The sequence below is a fragment of the Microcystis sp. M20BS1 genome, from assembly GCF_020245305.1.
Classification (GTDB): domain Bacteria; phylum Cyanobacteriota; class Cyanobacteriia; order Cyanobacteriales; family Microcystaceae; genus Microcystis; species Microcystis ichthyoblabe_A.
Map to the genome: position 1 here is coordinate 1 of NZ_JADBUZ010000087.1, position 17,008 is coordinate 17,008.

Annotated in this window: 13 protein-coding genes and 1 pseudogene; 7 read left to right on the forward strand and 7 right to left on the reverse strand. The window is 41.7% G+C overall.

Going from position 1 to position 17,008, the window contains the following annotated elements; translation table 11 throughout:
- Positions 1-120: 120 nt before the first annotated feature.
- Together IM507_RS08825 and IM507_RS08830 are read right to left on the reverse strand one after the other, a co-directional pair.
- The gene (locus tag IM507_RS08825) at positions 121-429 is read right to left on the reverse strand and encodes a DUF4164 family protein (protein ID WP_002760170.1); all 309 of its coding nucleotides are present in this window, start codon (positions 427-429) and stop codon (positions 121-123) included.
- A 113-nt stretch (positions 430-542) separates the two neighbouring features.
- Positions 543-818, reverse strand: coding sequence for a hypothetical protein (locus tag IM507_RS08830; protein WP_002737292.1), 276 nt, complete (start codon positions 816-818; stop codon positions 543-545).
- Positions 819-1,164: 346 nt separating this feature from the next.
- Here IM507_RS08830 and alr point away from each other — a divergent pair, with 346 nt between their 5' ends.
- Entirely contained in the window at positions 1,165-2,361 is a 1,197-nt protein-coding gene (alr, locus tag IM507_RS08835) for an alanine racemase (RefSeq protein WP_002736974.1), read from the forward strand.
- A 209-nt stretch (positions 2,362-2,570) separates the two neighbouring features.
- The gene (locus IM507_RS08840) at positions 2,571-3,875 is read left to right on the forward strand and encodes a cytochrome P450 (RefSeq protein WP_002736320.1); all 1,305 of its coding nucleotides are present in this window, start codon (positions 2,571-2,573) and stop codon (positions 3,873-3,875) included.
- A 122-nt stretch (positions 3,876-3,997) separates the two neighbouring features.
- Here IM507_RS08840 and IM507_RS08845 read toward each other — a convergent pair whose 3' ends face one another.
- Positions 3,998-5,989, reverse strand: a complete 1,992-nt coding sequence (locus IM507_RS08845) for an ABC1 kinase family protein (RefSeq protein ID WP_024969577.1) — start codon at positions 5,987-5,989, stop codon at positions 3,998-4,000.
- Positions 5,990-6,494: 505 nt separating this feature from the next.
- On the opposite strand from IM507_RS08845, the pseudogene IM507_RS08850 reads away from it, so the two are divergent.
- Positions 6,495-7,369: pseudogene (locus IM507_RS08850) on the forward strand (ISAs1 family transposase); the annotation flags it as partial.
- A 282-nt stretch (positions 7,370-7,651) separates the two neighbouring features.
- On the opposite strand, the gene arsC reads toward IM507_RS08850, so the two are convergent.
- The 4 genes from arsC to IM507_RS08870 all read right to left on the reverse strand — a co-directional run bounded on the left by arsC (position 7,652) and on the right by IM507_RS08870 (position 10,340).
- The gene (arsC, locus tag IM507_RS08855) at positions 7,652-8,050 is read right to left on the reverse strand and encodes an arsenate reductase, glutathione/glutaredoxin type (RefSeq protein ID WP_069475695.1); all 399 of its coding nucleotides are present in this window, start codon (positions 8,048-8,050) and stop codon (positions 7,652-7,654) included.
- Between the two features lie 23 nt (positions 8,051-8,073).
- Positions 8,074-8,721 carry an arsenical resistance protein ArsH gene (gene arsH, locus IM507_RS08860; protein ID WP_069475694.1) on the reverse strand — a complete coding sequence of 216 codons (648 nt, stop codon included), beginning with the start codon at positions 8,719-8,721 and terminating at the stop codon, positions 8,074-8,076.
- A 9-nt stretch (positions 8,722-8,730) separates the two neighbouring features.
- Positions 8,731-9,876 carry an ACR3 family arsenite efflux transporter gene (gene arsB, locus IM507_RS08865; protein ID WP_002797643.1) on the reverse strand — a complete coding sequence of 382 codons (1,146 nt, stop codon included), beginning with the start codon at positions 9,874-9,876 and terminating at the stop codon, positions 8,731-8,733.
- Positions 9,877-10,001: 125 nt separating this feature from the next.
- Positions 10,002-10,340: an ArsR/SmtB family transcription factor gene (locus tag IM507_RS08870; RefSeq protein ID WP_123230560.1), complete on the reverse strand. Its 339-nt coding sequence runs from the start codon at positions 10,338-10,340 to the stop codon at positions 10,002-10,004.
- 194 nt (positions 10,341-10,534) lie between these two features.
- On the opposite strand from IM507_RS08870, the gene psb30 reads away from it, so the two are divergent.
- From psb30 to IM507_RS08890, 4 genes are all read left to right on the forward strand, one after another.
- Complete coding sequence (gene psb30 / locus IM507_RS08875; protein ID WP_002736367.1) at positions 10,535-10,654, forward strand: photosystem II reaction center protein Ycf12/Psb30; 120 nt, start codon at positions 10,535-10,537, stop codon at positions 10,652-10,654.
- Between the two features lie 230 nt (positions 10,655-10,884).
- Complete coding sequence (locus IM507_RS08880) at positions 10,885-13,212, forward strand: NACHT domain-containing protein (RefSeq protein WP_287729948.1); 2,328 nt, start codon at positions 10,885-10,887, stop codon at positions 13,210-13,212.
- 13 nt (positions 13,213-13,225) lie between these two features.
- A complete protein-coding gene (locus IM507_RS08885; RefSeq protein WP_287636909.1) occupies positions 13,226-14,818 on the forward strand; it encodes a hypothetical protein in 1,593 nt (530 codons plus the stop codon).
- A gap of 545 nt (positions 14,819-15,363) precedes the next feature.
- Positions 15,364-16,920, forward strand: a complete 1,557-nt coding sequence (locus IM507_RS08890) for a M16 family metallopeptidase (RefSeq protein WP_287636910.1) — start codon at positions 15,364-15,366, stop codon at positions 16,918-16,920.
- Positions 16,921-17,008 lie beyond the last annotated feature (88 nt).

Genomic DNA, 17,008 nt, shown 5'->3' on the forward strand with positions numbered 1-17,008 from the left:
TTAGACATTGGGTCAACTCCTATACTGCATCTGGTTGGATATAATTTTATCTTAGTCTAGGCTTTAAGAAAATTTTCTTTCAGGAGCGATTAACTGTAGTCTTGTTGAGAATTAGAGAACTCAGATATTACTGGAAAAAAATACTTTCCAAGCAGCCGTAATAATGGCACTTCCCAAAAGGATAATCAATGTCCAGACCTGATTTTTTTGGGTTCCCTCTACCGATATTAGCCGATTGTCGATGCCTTCGATTTTCTCGTCTAACACTTTAATATCCCCTTTGAGATCAGTTACTCCTATTTCTAGTTTGGTTAACCGATCTTCTACCTTGTCAAATCTTTCGTTAACCCGCTTCTCAAGCGAGTCAATCTTCCCCTCAATCCTTGTGAGGACAGCTTCTAGGGAATAAGTAACAGTTTCGTTAGACATTTGGTAAACTCCTATACTGCATCCGGTTGGATATAATTTTATCTTAAGTCTAGGCTTTAAGAAAATTTTCTTTCAGGAGCGGTTAACTGTAGTCTTGTTGAGAATTAGAGAACTCAGATATTACTGGAAAAAAATACTTTCCAAGCGGCAGTAATAATGGCACTTCCCAAAAGGATAATCAATGTCCAGACCTGATTTTTTTGGGTTCCCTCTACCGATATTAGCCGATTGTCCATGCCTTCGATTTTCTCGTCTAACACTTTAATATCTCCTTTGAGATCGGTTAATCCTATTTCTACTTTTGTCAAGCGCTCATCAATCTTATCGATCTTCCCCTCAATCCTTGTGAGGACAGCTTCTAGGGAATAAGTAACAGTTTCGTTAGACATTGGCTAAACTCCTGTACTGCATCTGGTTGGATATAATAATTTTATCTTAGTCTAGGCTTTTTGGCATTCCTTAGCCTATAGTTAACTTCACTTCTGTCCAACCACTGAGATAGTGTTAGGTGAAAACTTCGCTACTTTCTTGTCACTGATTACCCGTTACTGTTCATTCTCTAGGAAAAAACCCTAACTGCCAATTTTTTCGGGAACTTCCTAAGATCCCATTCATCTTAAAGCCTAGATTCCGCCTGGAAAAAGGAGGAAATCCAGAGGAGTTTCCGGCTTTTTTCCTAGCCCTCTCGGTTTTCTTTTGGTATAAATTGGGTTATGCGTGCAAAGGAGTGAGCGAGTGACGTTTAGCATCGAACCAAAAATTATCAATCCGCCCAAAAACCGTCATGATTATCAATTGTCGGAAGTAATTCGCTATCGTGCTTGGGTAGAGATTGATCGATCTGCCCTACAACAAAACGTGCGAAAAGTCAAGGCCTTATTAGCCCCAAAAACGGAATTAATGGCGGTAATTAAAGCCGATGCTTACGGACACGGGGCAGTTAAGGTGGCTAACAGCGTTTTAGAAGCTGGAGCGCAGTCTTTAGCCATCGCGACTATCGGGGAAGGTATCGAACTACGGGAAGCGGGAATCGTTGCCCCAATTATGATTTTAGGGGCAGTGAACACCCCGGAAGAAGTGGCAGCCTTAGCCCATTGGCAATTGCAACCCACCCTGGTGCAAATCGAACAGGTGCAAATTTTTGCCAGCGTGATGAGACGCTTAGAGCAGCGGCTGCCGGTCCATATCAAACTAGATACGGGGATGTCTCGCTTAGGTACACAATGGCACAACGGCACCAAATTCGTCGAACAGGTTTTAGAGGCTCCTAACCTGAAAATTGCCAGTATATACTCCCATTTTGCCACAGCTGACGATCCCAATCCCGAGATCATGCAGTTACAACGGCAAAGATTCCAACAAGCGATCGCCGAGTTAAGATCAAAAGGTTATCATCCCCCCTGTCTGCATTTAGCCAACTCTGCCGCTACCCTAAGCGATCGATCTCTGCACTACGATCGAGTTAGAGTCGGATTAGCTCTCTACGGTCTTTATCCCGCCGATCATCTCACCGATAAAGTCCCTTTGCAACCCGTCCTGCAAGTAAAAGCGCGCATTGCCCAAGTCAAAACCATTGCCGCCGGTTCGGGAGTGAGTTATGGTCATCAGTACATAGCGGCAAAAGACACCCGTATTGCTGTGGTCGGTATCGGTTACGCCGATGGAATTCCCCGCAATCTCTCCAATCGTTTAAAAGTATCCCTGAGAGGACGTTTAGTACCCCAAATCGGCGCGATAACCATGGATCAGTTAATGATTGACGTGAGCGAGATTCCAGAGGTAAAAACAGGGGAAATCGTCACACTTATCGGTAAAGATGGCCCACAGTGCATCACCGCCGACGATTGGGCGCGGGATTTAGGTACGATATCCTGGGAGATTCTCTGCGGTTTTAAGCATCGTTTGCCGCGAATTACTATTAGCAATGGGTGATTATGGCGGTGATCTTAAAAAATGTCAATTGGCGGCAATTCTTACTGTTGACTGGTGAGATGTGTAATTAATTTTGCCTAGGTACTTACCGTTGTTAAGTGCGATCGCTAATTGTCCAGCTATATAAGGGGATGAATTCGCCGGTGCTTTAGGTTAGAATAAACAGGGTTAATCGACGGCAACTGATTAGTTTTACCCTAGAGGCAGCGATGACTACAAGCAACGATTTACCCCTACCCCCCGGCAGTTTCGGATTACCCCTATTAGGAGAAACAATCGCTTTTTTAACCGATGGGGATTTTGCCAGCAAACGTCATAATAAATATGGTCAACTTTTCCGTACTCATATTTTTGGCAGTCCCACGATAATTTTATCCGGTGCCGAAGCTAACCGGTTTCTCCTCAGCAACGAGAATAAATACTTTGCGGCAACTTGGCCTAAAAGTACCAAAACTCTCCTAGGTAGCGCATCTTTAGCAGTGCATACGGGAGATGTTCACGCTTCCCGTCGTCGTTTAATCTATCAAGCTTTTCAACCCCGGTCCCTAGCAAGTTATATCCCTACGGTAGAAACAATTACCGCTCACTATTTAGAGCGTTGGCAAACCGCAAAAACCCTGTCATGGTATCCTGAATTAAGAAACTATACCCTCGATATCGCCTGTAAATTATTTGTCGGTCTTGACCAGGGTTCTGCTACCAAATTAGGAGAAGCTTTTGATACTTTTTCTGCGGGACTATTTACCCTTCCCCTTCCCCTTCCTTGGACAGCTTTCGGCAAAGCATTACGCTGTCGAGAAGAATTACTGCAAGCGCTCGAAACTATCATTTTAGAAAGAAAAAAAAATGATGACTTAGGCCAGGATGCTCTGGCTATCCTTTTACAAGCTAAAGACGAAAACGGTGAAAGTTTATCCCTAGCGGAATTAAAGGATCAAGTGCTATTATTACTCTTTGCTGGTCATGAAACTTTAACCTCCGCTATCGCCACTTTCTGCCTACAAATGGCACTGCATCCCGATATTTTTCAGCTTGTCCTTGAGGAAATAACTAATTTTGATCTATCCACTCCTTTAAGCGTTGATACCCTCAAACAGATGACCTATTTAGATCGCGTTTTAAAGGAAGTTTTACGTTTTACTCCCCCCGTGGGAGGAGGATTCCGTCGGGTAATAGAAGACTGTCAATTTAACGGTTATCATTTGCCGAAAGGATGGATAGTGCAGTATCAAATCAGCAATACCCATAAAGATAATAATATTTATTCCCATCCTGAAACCTTTGATCCCGATCGCTTTTTAGCCGAGGAAAAACCCTACGGATATATCCCCTTTGGTGCGGGATTGCGCGAATGTATCGGCAAGGAATTCGCTCGTTTAGAGATGAAAATTTTAGCCGTCCGTTTAGTACAAAAGTATGATTGGCAATTACTCCCTAATCAAGATCTCACCCTCACCACTATCCCCACTCCCCATCCTCGCGACGGTTTACAAGTCACCTTTAAACCCCGTTAACCAGTTAGGATAAAAAAACTTTAAAAACAGTTTAGCGTTTTTCTCGTAGCCGTGAAATTTATTTCACGGCCTTTATTGTCGGAAATGCTCAGATTTTGAGCAGTCGGTGGAACTGACAGAGGTTAATCGGCAGCGGGTAAAGCTTTCGATAATTCTCCATTTTGCCGATGATTTGGTCTATCGAATTCGAGAACTAAGTAACGAATTAAACGCGCTAGGGATTTTTGTAGTAAACCTTCAGCAATTTTTTGTCCCATCTGTTGGGTTTCCGGTTTAGCGATTAGTTTCGTCATCACTGGCACCATAGCCATGGCATCAAATCCTTTCGTTTCCTGTAAAATACTAAAGATGTTGCGAAGATGCTCAAAACTCTTAGCATCACCCAACAATTCTGGGGGAGTTTCTTGTACCGTTAAACCCACCTGTTGCCGGAAATTAACCGTGAGATTAAACCAAGTGCGACGGCCGAAATTATCGAGGGTATTTACTAACTCATTCACTAATTTTTCGCGGATAAATATACCCCTATCTGACAGAAGAAAATCTAATGCTTGTTCGCTGACTTTCTCGAAGTTAAAATCATTAGAATCTTTAGCATTACGCAAGAGATTTTCTAAACGATTCCAGCGAAAAGTACCGTCTTTAAACAATAAATCCCGCAGGGAATCTCGCAACTCCGTGGAAGGATCGGTCAGCAGACGTTTGGCAATATAAGGATAGGCTTTACTCAGTACCTTAAAATTAGGATCGATGCCAATCGCTATTCCCTCTAAAGTCACCATCGAGCGAATAATCAGGGCATAATAGGCAGGAACTCGAAAGGGAAACTCGTACATCATCGCCGACATTTTATCGGTGATACTTTTAAAGTTTAATTCTGCCACACTCGCCCCCAAAGCATTACCGAAAACTTCCGAAAAAGCGGGAATAATTGGCTCTAAATTGGTAGTTGGTGATAGGAAGTCTAGTTTAACATAATCCTTGGCCAGAGACTCAAAATCCCGGTTGACTAAATGCACCACTGCTTCGATTAAACCGTAGCGTTGATAGGGTTCAATATTGCTCATCATGCCGAAATCAAGATAAGCTAATTTACCATCGGGAGTCGCTAATAAATTACCCGGATGGGGATCCGCATGGAAAAATCCGTGTTCAAGTAATTGACGCAAAGAACACTGCACCCCCACATTAACTAAGTAGGTGGCATCAATACCTTGCGCTTGAATTTCTTTGATATTAGTTAATTTTGTGCCGTCCACCCACTCCATGGTTAAAACCCGTCGCCCGGTATATTTCCAGTAGATTTTGGGGATGTAAATTTCGGCAATGTGACCATAAAGTTGAGCGAATTTTTCGGCGTTTTGTCCTTCGTGCAGATAATTAATTTCTTCAAAAATACGACCAGCTAATTCGTCGGTAATTGCCACTAAATCGGAGCGAAGTCTTTTAACATTAATTTTCGCCCAACTCGCCAAACTACGCATGATATACACATCTAAAGTTATACAGCGAATCAAATCGGGACGCTGTACTTTAACGGCGACTCTCTCTCCGGTTTTTAATTTACCTTTATAAACTTGTCCTAGGGAAGCGGCCGCTATGGGATTGGGGGATAATTCTGCATAAATTTCTTCAGGAGAATAACCTAATTCTTCTTCGATAAAACGATAGGCGATTTCGTTAGGAAAAGAGGGAATTTGATCCTGGAGAGTGGTTAATTCTTCTAAATATAAAGGCGGTACTAAATCAGGACGGGTAGAGAGAGCTTGACCGATTTTAATATAGGTCGGTCCCAATTTGGTCAACATTTCCCGCAATTGTACAGCCCGTCTAATTTCATTTTTCGGCGATTTTCCCCGCAGTTTATCCCACCAGATACCGATGAGAAAAGACAAAACTGGTAGAGTAATTTCGATTAATCTCCCCACAACGTCTAGAGGTCGCCCACGGTAATAGTCGTTAATAACTTGGGGATTGTAGCGCCAACTCTCGGCCACGTTGTCATCCATGGGGCCGATATCTTCCCGATGCTCTTCGGGAATATGGACGGGCTGCACTTCAACAGTAATCGCTTCTTCGGGTTGCGTCTCTGGGGAGATCATCTGTTCGGACATAGTTCGGTGACGGGGCAGGGTGATTTGTAAACTATTGTAACAAGTATCGGCTTTCTGCCCGATCTTGTTTTTGTCTCCCTAGTTCTAGGTTCAGGTTGGCCGTCAACTTTCCCCGGATGGTTATCGGTGTTTTTGACGATTTCGAGGCTGATACTGCCCTGATTATCCTTAATTGTAGGTGTCAAAAAATAGGGCGGTAATTTGGCTGATTTCTAGGACTTTGTTCAATAATTAGAAGGGTAAGTAGTCGTGCAAAATTAATTTCTTGGTTAGGATAGGCACTCATGCAATAGGCAATAGGCAAAAGCTTTAGGCTCTACCGAAACTGTCATGCAAAACTATCAACAACTCATGCTTGTAAAGCTTGTACAATAGGGCTTTGAGTTTTTATTAGATTGATATTTATCAACTTTAGAGCATTGCTGGACAGAGAGGAAGCTTGGGGAATTTTCTACAGTGTAAGTTCGGAAGAACCAAGCTTTATCGAAATGTGTAATTAATTTTGCTTAGGTACTTAATAATGGGAATTAAATGGCAGAGTTTGTTAAAAATGTTTAATGAATGGGTATTAGAAGAATATGGACAAAGATATGATATAAATTGGCTAGACATAGATAGAAAAAGTCTCAAAAACACCCTAAAGAATCCTAACAATGAACAACAAAATTTTATCATGCTTGTCTCATTGTTTAGTCAAGAAAGTGTCACTGACCCTTTACATTGAGCTTGTCAAAATGTGTCGAAATGTGTCGAAGTGTGGATTAGTATTACACTTAAAAAGAGTCGAAAACAAAAAAGGGTCTGAAATCGACGAAGGTTAAGCTATAATTGAGGATTGCTCTTTCCAAAATAAAGTTTTTACTGGGGATGCTTGACACTGTCAGAAAAAAACAATCAGCTTAATAGCCAAGAGTAAAAATGATTATGTTATCACCGTCAAAATAATAGTCATGGACGAAAAATATCAAGAAAAATAGAAGTTTTTAAAGTGAGGAAAAATGAAAGACAAGGGTTTGAAAATCTGCGAAGAATTATTAAAGTAGAAAGAAGGGGTAGTCGCGGGGATAAAACTTATGAAGAAACAGCTTACTATATCAGCGGTCACTGAGCCTGTCGAAGTGTAGCCTAACCGAATCCGCTCAAGTATTTGCTAAAATTATTCGAGGATATTGGAAAATAGAAAATCAGTTACATTGGGTAAAAGATGTAATTTTTGAGGAAGATAAAAGCGAGATCAGTGATTTTCAAGCGGCAAGCAATTGGTCAATTCTCACAACTATAGGATTGAATCTTTTCAGAGGTTTGGGTTTTCTCTCAATCACGGAGGGACAGAAGTGGTTAGCTGAACGTTGGGAAAAATTGATAGTTTTATCGACGTAAGAAGCAGAAAAATTAGCTAAATTAACAGGATGTACTCTCAGACAACTTCAAGAGAGATAGGCTTTTAGTGCCTTGAGAACAAGTTTTATCAATTTATTCATAATAAATATTGGCAGAGGATTAAAGATTAGTTATTGTAACTAACTCTTTTGATTAGAAAAAGATAAACTTGAGAATCTTAAGTCAAATTTATTGACTCAAAATCAGCTGTACTTAATTTAAATGAATCAACCCTACCTTAATCCCCCCTTGATAAGGGGGGTGTCTGACAACTTTTAACAACTACCTACTTAACTGCTCGATTAATCTGATAACTTTAGCCTTAATTTCATCGCGAACTCGGCGAAAAGTTTCCATAGGTTGACCATCGGGATCATCAATTAACCAATCCTCGAAAATTTCCTGTAAAACCCATCCTTCCGGCAGATTGACACCGCAACCACATAGGGAGATAACGGCATCGTAATCTTCAGGATTAAAATCCCTAATTGATTTAGAAGTTTGGTCAGTAATATCGATACCAATTTCCCCCATAACTTCGATTGCTCCGGGGTGAACTTTGGCCGCTTCTAATCCAGAACTGGTGACAGCAATTTTACCCGCACCTAAAGTTTTAGCGAAACCTTCGGCGATTTGGGAACGACAGGAATTTTTTCTACAGGCAAACATGACTTTTTTCATGATTTTAACTCCTAGAAATTGATTTAATTAATAGCTTTATGGGCAATTGTGGCTATTTCTTGGGCGGCTTTTTCCTTTCTTTCACTATAGCGATCGGTCAGATAATCTACCTGATCTCGCAGGAGAATGGTAAACTTATAAAGTTCCTCCATCACATCAATAACTCGATCTCGATAGGGGGAATCTTTCATCGTGCCATCCTCGTGAAACTCTTGATAAGCTTTAGCCACCGAAGACTGATTGGGAATAGTAAACATTCGCATCCAACGACCAAGAATTCGCAGGGTATTAACTGCATTAAAAGATTGGGAACCTCCGCTTACTTGCATGACTGCTAAAGTGCGGCCTTGAGTGGGTCTAACCGCACCAATACTTAAGGGAATCCAATCAATTTGGTTTTTGATAATGCCGCTAATATTGCCGTGAAGTTCGGGAGAAGACCAGACTTGACCCTCAGACCATTGACTTAATTCTCGTAATTCTTGCACCTTGGCATGAGTATCGGAAACACTGCCATAAATCGGCAATTCACGGGGATCAAAAAAGCGCACTTCTGCCCCATATTCAGTGATAATTCTGGCCGCTTCTTCTGCTAATAAACGACTGTAAGAACGTGGCCGCAAAGAGCCATACAGAAAAAGAATTCTTGGTTTGTGAGTCGATTGGATCATGGTGAATAATTATTTGTAAGGACTCAAGCAACGAGGATCGAGAAGGGTGGCTTTTTCTGGATCTCTGGGAAACCAAAAGGCGGTTTTTTTACAGAATTCTACCAACATTAACATCACAGGTACTTCAATCAATACCCCCACTACTGTCGCTAAAGCAGCCCCCGAATTCAATCCGAATAACATCACCGCAGTGGCGATTGCGACCTCAAAATGATTACTAGCACCAATTAAAGCAGCGGGAGCCGCATCTTCGTAAACTAAATTGAGTTTGAGAGCGGCCACATAACTAAGTAAAAAAATCAGATTAGTTTGAATAAAGAGGGGAATAGCAATCAGGAAAATATGCAGGGGATTACTAACAATTAAATCGCCTTTGAAAGCAAAGAGCAGGATTAAGGTTAACAATAAGGCAGTGATTGCCACAGGACTGAGATAGTGAAGAAAACGCGATTCAAACCAGGCGCGTCCTTTATGTTTAAAAATCCAGTGACGGCTATAGATACCAGCAATAAGCGGTAAACCAACGTAGATTAACACAGAAAAAACAATGGTCTGCCAGGGGACTACAAAATTATTAGCTGCCAGTAACCATTTACCTAGAGGAGCGTAGAGAAAAAGCATCGCTAGGGAATTGACTGCTACCATAATTAGGGTATGACCCTGGTTACTGTAGGAAAGATAGCCCCACATCAAGACCATGGCCGTACAGGGAGCAATTCCTAGTAAAATAGCTCCAGCAGTGTAGGAACTAGCTAAACTTACCGTCTGTCCTCGGATAATCTCCGTTTGACTCAACCAAGGCAGAAACAGCCAGCCGAGAAAAAATTGAGCCAGCGCCACCATGGTAAAGGGTTTGATCAGCCAATTAACCACTAAAGTTAAAATAACTGGTTTGGGAGTACGGGCAGCCCGGAGAGCCTGAGAAAAGTCGATCTTAACCATGATCGGATACATCATGAAGAAAAGACAGATGGCGATCGGAATAGAAACGTTATAGATACTCATGGCATCTAAAGTCTGCGCTACGTCCGGAAATAACCGACCGAGGGCAATTCCCGCCAAAATACAGAAAATAACCCAAAGGGTAAGATATTTTTCAAAAACACTAAGGCTACCACCAGCTTTGGCGGCTTTAGGATTGATTTGATTAGTCATCGCACAAAGGTGGAAAGAGAATAATGGGAGATTGGGCAACCCACCTTTATTATTTCAAAAAAAGTTGATATGTCAAGGGGAAAAGCTAGTTATAAAGCTTTAATATTTCTAAAAATCTTGATTGGTTACTTATTTTCCTCGCAGAAACGAGCGGTGACAAGGGAACTAAAACGACGATATTCGGATAGATATTCTTCTAGGAGAAGAAATTGAGATAGATTTAGGCTGTAGTAGATCCAACGACCTTCTTGACGACTGCGGACTAAATTAGCTTCTTTTAGCGTTTTTAGGTGAAAAGATAATTTAGATTGGGCGATATCGAGATGGTCGCGCAATTCACAGACGCATAATTCCTGATGTCGCAACAGTTGCAAAATTTGCAGCCGTAGGGGATCCGAGAGTGCCTGAAAACCAGTGTAAATTTGGGTTAACGAGTCGGGAGATGTGGTCAGAGAGTTGAACATTGAGATGGTCCCTCGGTGGGAAGGAAATAGGAAAGCGGGAAAATTCAGAATTGCAACAAAACTTTATGTATTTTTGTATCGAATCAGGAAAACCAGCGAATCATCCCCTGTATGATAGACAATGGTTTTGACCAGAGACAATGGTTTTGACCAGATTAGCCTTTTAAATCATTGTAAACAGGTTAGGAGACATCATGGAATTATTTGCGGCTCTCAATTTAGAACCCATTTTTCAACTCACCTTCGTGGCGCTAATCATGTTAGCTGGCCCCTTTGTCATTTTCCTACTAGCTTTTCGTGGTGGCGACCTATAAAAATCGCCTCCCACCCATTGTTATTCGTGCTTTTTTTGACTTCTCTCCTCTTTAGGGAGAGATTTTTTGTCTAAAAGTCAGGAGTCGGGAGTCAGTTATCAGTTATCAGTCATCAGTTATCATACTGAATCTGGTTATTAAAAACTGATTATTTATTCCCCCTCGTGCATGAGTGCCTCTCCTTATATGTAGCCTATACTGTATAAATCAGTGTTATATTGGTAGCCAGGATGTGGGAAAAAGGCAAAGAAACGGTACAGACAATGAAGTTTATTCACTGGAAAAAGCAGCAGTTATTGATGATTTTTGTCCTAGCGCTGGCAATTTCAGTCGCGTGGGGGACAATTTTGCCTGTTTTTACTCAAAAGCTTCCTGCACCTAATCCCTGTAACCAACTTAGGGGAGATATTCAAAATCGGGCAAAAAAAGATGCAGAAGCTGACCGTTTGAACTTTTTTAATACTGATAAAAAGAAAAAGACAATTGCTGATATTTTAAATTTGTATAAAGAGGTAAATTCTCAAGCTTCTTGTTTTCCACAGGATGAATTATGGGATATCTATGAACAACAATATGATATTAATAAATATCCTGCCTGGATACCTGTGCTTGTTATTCTTGTTTTGGGTGGTATTTTGGGGACTGTTATTAGTGATACCTTAAAAAAATGGCTCAATCAGTCTTTAGATGCGATTAGTAAATGGATTTATAAAACCTTCGCTGGAACACCCTTATTTGAAAATATTGCTCTTAAAAAGTATCGACAAGCATTAATTGATAAATATCAAAAACTTAATATACCTTTTCGTCCTCATCGTCCCCTAGAAATGCGGGAGATTTATGTTTCTTTAAAAGCTTTTAAAGCGAGCGATCGCTCTTTGATTGAAGCAGAAAATGCGGTGCAAAAATACCGCCGCTTAGTGGTTAAAGGTGCGCCTGGTTCGGGAAAGTCGATGTTATTAAAGTATCTAGCACTTTCCTATTCAGAAGGACGATTCAAAAATTTATCCGATCGTCCCGTGCCAATTTTACTAGAATTGAACCGCCTTAATGAGGCTAATTTGACAGTAGAAAAGTTAGAACAACAGTTAGTAGAAGCTTGCGATCGCCATAATTTTCCCAAAGCTAATCGTTTCATCTCTCAAGGTTTAAAAGACGGACGTTTACTGCTGCTTTTAGATGGGTTAGATGAGGTTAGTAGTGGCGTTCGCTCTTCTGTTGTGCGGTGTCTTAAAGACTTTTTAGGATTACCAGAGTATAAAAAATGTCGGGTAATTATTACCTGTCGGACGGCTGTTTATCATAATGAGTTTGTCGATAACACCGAGGAAACTTTAGAGATTGACGAATTTAGTGACCAACAAATGCGCCGCTTTTTGCAAGCTTGGAAGTCGGAAATGCCGCCAGAGAAATCAGTAGAACAATTGATTCAAAACTTGCGAGCTAAACCGAAAATTATGGCACTGGCGCGGAATCCCCTACTGTTAACAATCATCGCTTATCTTTATACTGATACTCCCTTCGTTTTACCTCATTCGCGAGCCGAATTTTACACTAAAGCTACTGATGTTTTATTAGAATTGCGCGATCAAGAAAGAAATATCCCTAATCAATATAGTGGTGTCAACAAGCGGCGAGTTCTGCAACATTTAGCACTCTATGCTCAGAATAGCGCTAAGCGACAACAGCAAGATCGCCGCAGTCTTCTTGATTCTGAAGTATGGGAACAAGTTAAACAAGTCTTACCTTCATTAAATCTAGAGGCTAAAGATGCTAATTCTATCGTTGATGAAATCGTCAAACGCAGTGGATTATTGCTTCGCATTGATGGCGGACAGCGTTATTATTTTCCTCATCTCACTCTACAAGAATATTTCGTAGCAGCAGCTTTAACAAACAGACAAGATGAATTAATTCAAAAATGGCAAAATGCTCCTAGCGACTGGCTAGAAATTGTCAAGTTATGGTGTGGATTGGCAAACAATAGTACGGATTTAATTACGGCGGTATATCAACAAGATGCACTGACAGCATTTGAATGTCTAGCAGATGCTCAAGAAGTAAAAGCAGAAGTTGCTCAGGAGATTATAGATTATTTTAAGACACAATTGAGAACCGATGAATCAATTTGTAGTGCTTTTGGCTCAGTAGCGGCTGATTTTCGTCCTAGAGGGAAAGCATTATTTGATTTTTTAGTTGCTAGTTTAGATAATTCAGCCAGCCAAAAAGCAGCGGCTCAAGCCTTATCCGCCACTAATTTGCCTCAAGCAGTAGAAAAATTAGTTATTTACTATGATCCCAATCAACCCCATTTTATAGAAGTGCGAGAAGCCTTAATCAGAATGGGAGGTTTAGCAGTTAATCAACTAGAATCTTTAGCTCGAAAAGGCTCTATAGAAGCAATGGATGATCTAGTTAAAATTGCCATACCAGAAGCGGCTGAGGCACTTGAAAGATTGCAGGAAGATCCGAACTTAAGCGGAAAAGTAAGTTTTCGACTTGCAGCACTGTTGAAGGAGTTAGAAGATAGTCAAGCTGAACGCGATCGCACTTTATAATGAAGGAAAACTAATGCTATTCAGATTCATTCGCCGACTAAAAAATCGAGCCGTCAAACAAAAGCGCCAGCCACAAGAGGTAATCGAAACGGACTTAAATTGGATTTGGCAACCTTTTGAAAATTCAAGCACTTTGCAGTTCTCTGCTACTGTCAAGAAAGTTGCTGCTGCAATTATTGAAAGCTCTGCTGATGATATTCCTAAAATCACTTTTGAACTCGATCCTCGGTTAGTCATTCCTTTATGTGCGATTCAGTTACAAAATGAAATTAATCTAACTCAATTAAGTTCTTTTAAAAACAAAATTGAATCACTTTATTTACTTGACTTCAATTTAGCTGCTAAAATAGAGTTTGTTGATCGAGTTTTAAGTGAAATTACTCCAAACCAGCGTTGGTTATATTTATTTAAGAGTCTGACACCTGAATTACAATTTGCCTTACTGTCTCGCTTAATCAACTGCCGCCGCCCCACAAGAAACGACTGGCATAATCTTTTTAAGAAGATAGAATATCAGTTTAAAAAAAGCCGAGAATATCTAATTGTTTTAACTGTTGTCTTCTTGCTCTCTCTTGCATCTGTAATTGAAATATTCGCTATCATGTACAGTCAGCCAAAAAGTTGGGTTAATGGCTTGATGGCAATCACAATTGCTGTTGTGCTGTATTTTTTGATAGTTTTATGGCGAGAAATTATACTCGAAAAAGATACATCAGAGCCAACTTTATTGATGCAATTGGGCTTACTGGGACCCTGGACGTTTTGCCAAGAATGGTATCGACAACTCAGAAAAAACCTACTTTGGGCAGGGGTGACAGAGTATGAGCTTGCGGATGTGAATGCGGCTGTGGCCGTGGTTGTGGCTGTGGTTGGGACTGTTTTTGTGCCTGTGGTTGGGGCTGTGGTTGTGGCTGTGGTTGGGTCTAGAGCTTGGTTTATAGCTGTAGTTGGGGCTGTGGTTGGGGCTATGTATGGGGCTATGTATGGGGCTGCTTTGGTTGGGGCTGGCTCTAAATCTAAATTTGGAATCTGGGGCGCGGCTGTGTCGGTTGGGATTGTGGCTGTGTATTGGGCTGTGGTTGGGTCTATATATGGGGCTGGTTTGGTTGGGTTTATAGATGGGTTTTGGGCGGTGACTGGGGCTTGGTTTGGCGCTGTAGCTGGGTTTTGGGCTGTAGCTGGGTTTATAACTGTGGTTTGGGCTGTAGCTTTGGTTTCGGCTGTAGTTTGGGCTGTGGTTGTGGCGGTGACTGGGGTGGTGGTGGTGGCTGGATCCGTTGGGGCGGCGGCTGTAGCTGTCGCGGTGGCTGGCACGGTGGCTGGAGTTATTGTCTTTGGTTTGGGAATTTGGTATCTGGCTAAAGAAAAAACAGATTTAGGATGGGTGCGATTCTTGTCGATATTGGCTTTTCCCTGGTTTTGTTGGTTTCCCATTGTATTTGGGTTTACCTCTTTTGCTCTGTATCATCGCCTATCTTGGGAATGGCAATCAATATCCCTATTTTGGCTAGTTATCTTCGGATTTTGTACTGTCCTTTGGGTGCGAGGTAAAAAATTAGAAGAAAAAGCCCGCAACCCCCTCAGAGGCATTTTAGATGGGCAGTAATAGTCGCCCAAACAGTAATAAACTTGACGATGTTATAGAAATTCTTCTACTGTTGAGATACAGTGAACAGTAAACAATGAAATGACAACTGATAAGGGACTTGCGCTTTGATAATGTACCTTTTGGGCGAACGCAGTTCGCCCCTACATTGTGGGCAAAATCCGTTACTGTAGGGGCGCAAAGCTTGCGCCCTCCGATCGATTGGGATATTATTCCCACGCAAGTCCCTAAGCTGTTCGTAATTTAAATTGCTTGTTGAGACGAGGCAAAAGGCAAGAGGCAAAAGGCAACAGTAAAGGGATTGGGGGAGGTTCAGCTAATCTAAGAATAAGCGGTTTAAATGCGTCTTAGCTTAACTGTTTACTGTTTACTGTTTACTGAAAAGCCCCCATTGCCACTTCCCCACTTCCCCACTTCCCCACTTCCCAATTCATAATTTATAATTCATAATTCACAATTCCCACTCCCCCTCTCCTAACAATCGACTGCTAAGATCGAACAGAGCGATCGATCTCTCGCTCCCACGATACCTGATAAAACTATCCATGATCATTAAAAATAACCCCTATTATCGGGCTGTAATCGGCTTTTGGGTCGCTTTCCTTGTGTTTTGGGGTTTTGGGAGTTTCTCACCCCTTCTTGCCCAAGCGAAAGAGCAATCAGCCGATGTGCAATCGATTACCCCCTACCTTAAGCAATTTCAACAAAAAATTACCGAATTTCGCCTCGACAACGGACTAAAATTTATTATCCTAGAAAATCGCGATGCCCCGGTTATTTCCTTTGTCACCTACGCGGATGTGGGAGGTGCCGATGAACCGGACGGTAAAACAGGAGTTGCCCACTTTTTGGAACATTTAGCCTTTAAAGGCACAAAAACCATTGGTACTACCGATTATCTTAGCGAGAAAAAAGTCCTCGATCGCCTTGAAGCTATAGACAAAGAACTGCAAGCGGCCAAAAAAGCGGGTAAAAGCGCAGAAGTGGCTAAATTAACGGAAGAATTTCAAAAAACTAAGGCAGAGTCCGAGAAATTCGTCCAACGCAACGAATACGGGCAAATTGTCGAAACTCAGGGGGGAGTCGGTTTAAATGCCACCACTTCCAGCGATGCAACTAGCTATTTTTACAGTTTCCCGTCGAATAAATTGGAATTGTGGATGTCTTTGGAATCGGAACGATTTTTAGAACCGGTGTTCCAACGGGAATTTTACAAAGAAAAAGACGTAATTCTAGAAGAAAGACGGATGCGGACGGATAATAGCCCCTTGGGTCTATTAATCGAAGCTTTTCTCGATCAAGCTTATACTGTCCATCCCTACAAACGTCCCGTTATCGGCTACGATCGAGATATTCGCAATCTGGAACCCTCAGATATCCAAAACTTTTTCGATAAATTTTATCCTGCCAGTAATTTAACCATAGCTATCGCCGGAGATGTGGACCCAGAACAGGTCAAACAGTTAGCTAAGGTTTATTTTGGTCGTTTTCCCGCTAAACCGAAACCCCCACAGGTGAAGGTAGTGGAACCGAACCAAACCAAAACAAAGGAAATTACCCTAAAATTAGCCTCGCAGCCTTGGTATTTAGAAGGATACCATCGTCCCGCCCTCAATCATCCCGATCATGCGGTTTACGAGGTTATCGCCACTTTAATGAGTGAAGGAAGAACTTCGCGACTGTATAAAGCTTTAGTGGAGGACAAACAACTTGCTCTCGCTGCCCAGGGATTTAACGGCTTTCCGGGGGATAAATACCCGAATTTGCTCTTATTCTATGCTCTGAGCGCTCCTAATGTCAGCCTAGAGGAAGTAGCGCAGGGTTTGAATTTGGAGTTGGAAAGATTGAAAAATGAACCGGTTTCGGAACAGGAATTAGAACGGGTTAAAAATCAACTACGGGCAGCCCTATTAAGAGGTCTTGATTCTAACATGGGCATGGCGCGATCCTTGATCGAATACGAGGTAAAAACCGGCGATTGGCGTAATTTATTCGCCCAATTAGATGCTTATAATGCTGTCACGGCAGCTGATATTCAACGGGTGGCTAAAGAGACTTTTACCCCGGAAAATCGCACTATTGGCCGAATTTTACCGAAATAGAGAGATGGGGAGATAGGCGATTTTTCAGTGAGCGGTATTAGGTGAGCATTCCCTGAAAAAAAGCTACCTTCTCTCCTCTTCTAGGTTC

Coding starts and splice junctions, on each gene's coding strand:
- IM507_RS08825 (WP_002760170.1), bottom strand. CDS start 429: ATGTCTAACGAAACTGTTACTTATTCCCTAGAAGCTGTCCTCACAAGG.
- IM507_RS08830 (WP_002737292.1), bottom strand. CDS start 818: ATGTCTAACGAAACTGTTACTTATTCCCTAGAAGCTGTCCTCACAAGG.
- IM507_RS08840 (WP_002736320.1), top strand. CDS start 2,571: ATGACTACAAGCAACGATTTACCCCTACCCCCCGGCAGTTTCGGATTA.
- IM507_RS08845 (WP_024969577.1), bottom strand. CDS start 5,989: ATGTCCGAACAGATGATCTCCCCAGAGACGCAACCCGAAGAAGCGATT.
- arsC (WP_069475695.1), bottom strand. CDS start 8,050: ATGAAAAAAGTCATGTTTGCCTGTAGAAAAAATTCCTGTCGTTCCCAA.
- arsH (WP_069475694.1), bottom strand. CDS start 8,721: ATGATCCAATCGACTCACAAACCAAGAATTCTTTTTCTGTATGGCTCT.
- arsB (WP_002797643.1), bottom strand. CDS start 9,876: ATGACTAATCAAATCAATCCTAAAGCCGCCAAAGCTGGTGGTAGCCTT.
- IM507_RS08870 (WP_123230560.1), bottom strand. CDS start 10,340: ATGTTCAACTCTCTGACCACATCTCCCGACTCGTTAACCCAAATTTAC.
- psb30 (WP_002736367.1), top strand. CDS start 10,535: ATGGAATTATTTGCGGCTCTCAATTTAGAACCCATTTTTCAACTCACC.
- IM507_RS08880 (WP_287729948.1), top strand. CDS start 10,885: ATGTGGGAAAAAGGCAAAGAAACGGTACAGACAATGAAGTTTATTCAC.
- IM507_RS08885 (WP_287636909.1), top strand. CDS start 13,226: ATGCTATTCAGATTCATTCGCCGACTAAAAAATCGAGCCGTCAAACAA.
- IM507_RS08890 (WP_287636910.1), top strand. CDS start 15,364: ATGATCATTAAAAATAACCCCTATTATCGGGCTGTAATCGGCTTTTGG.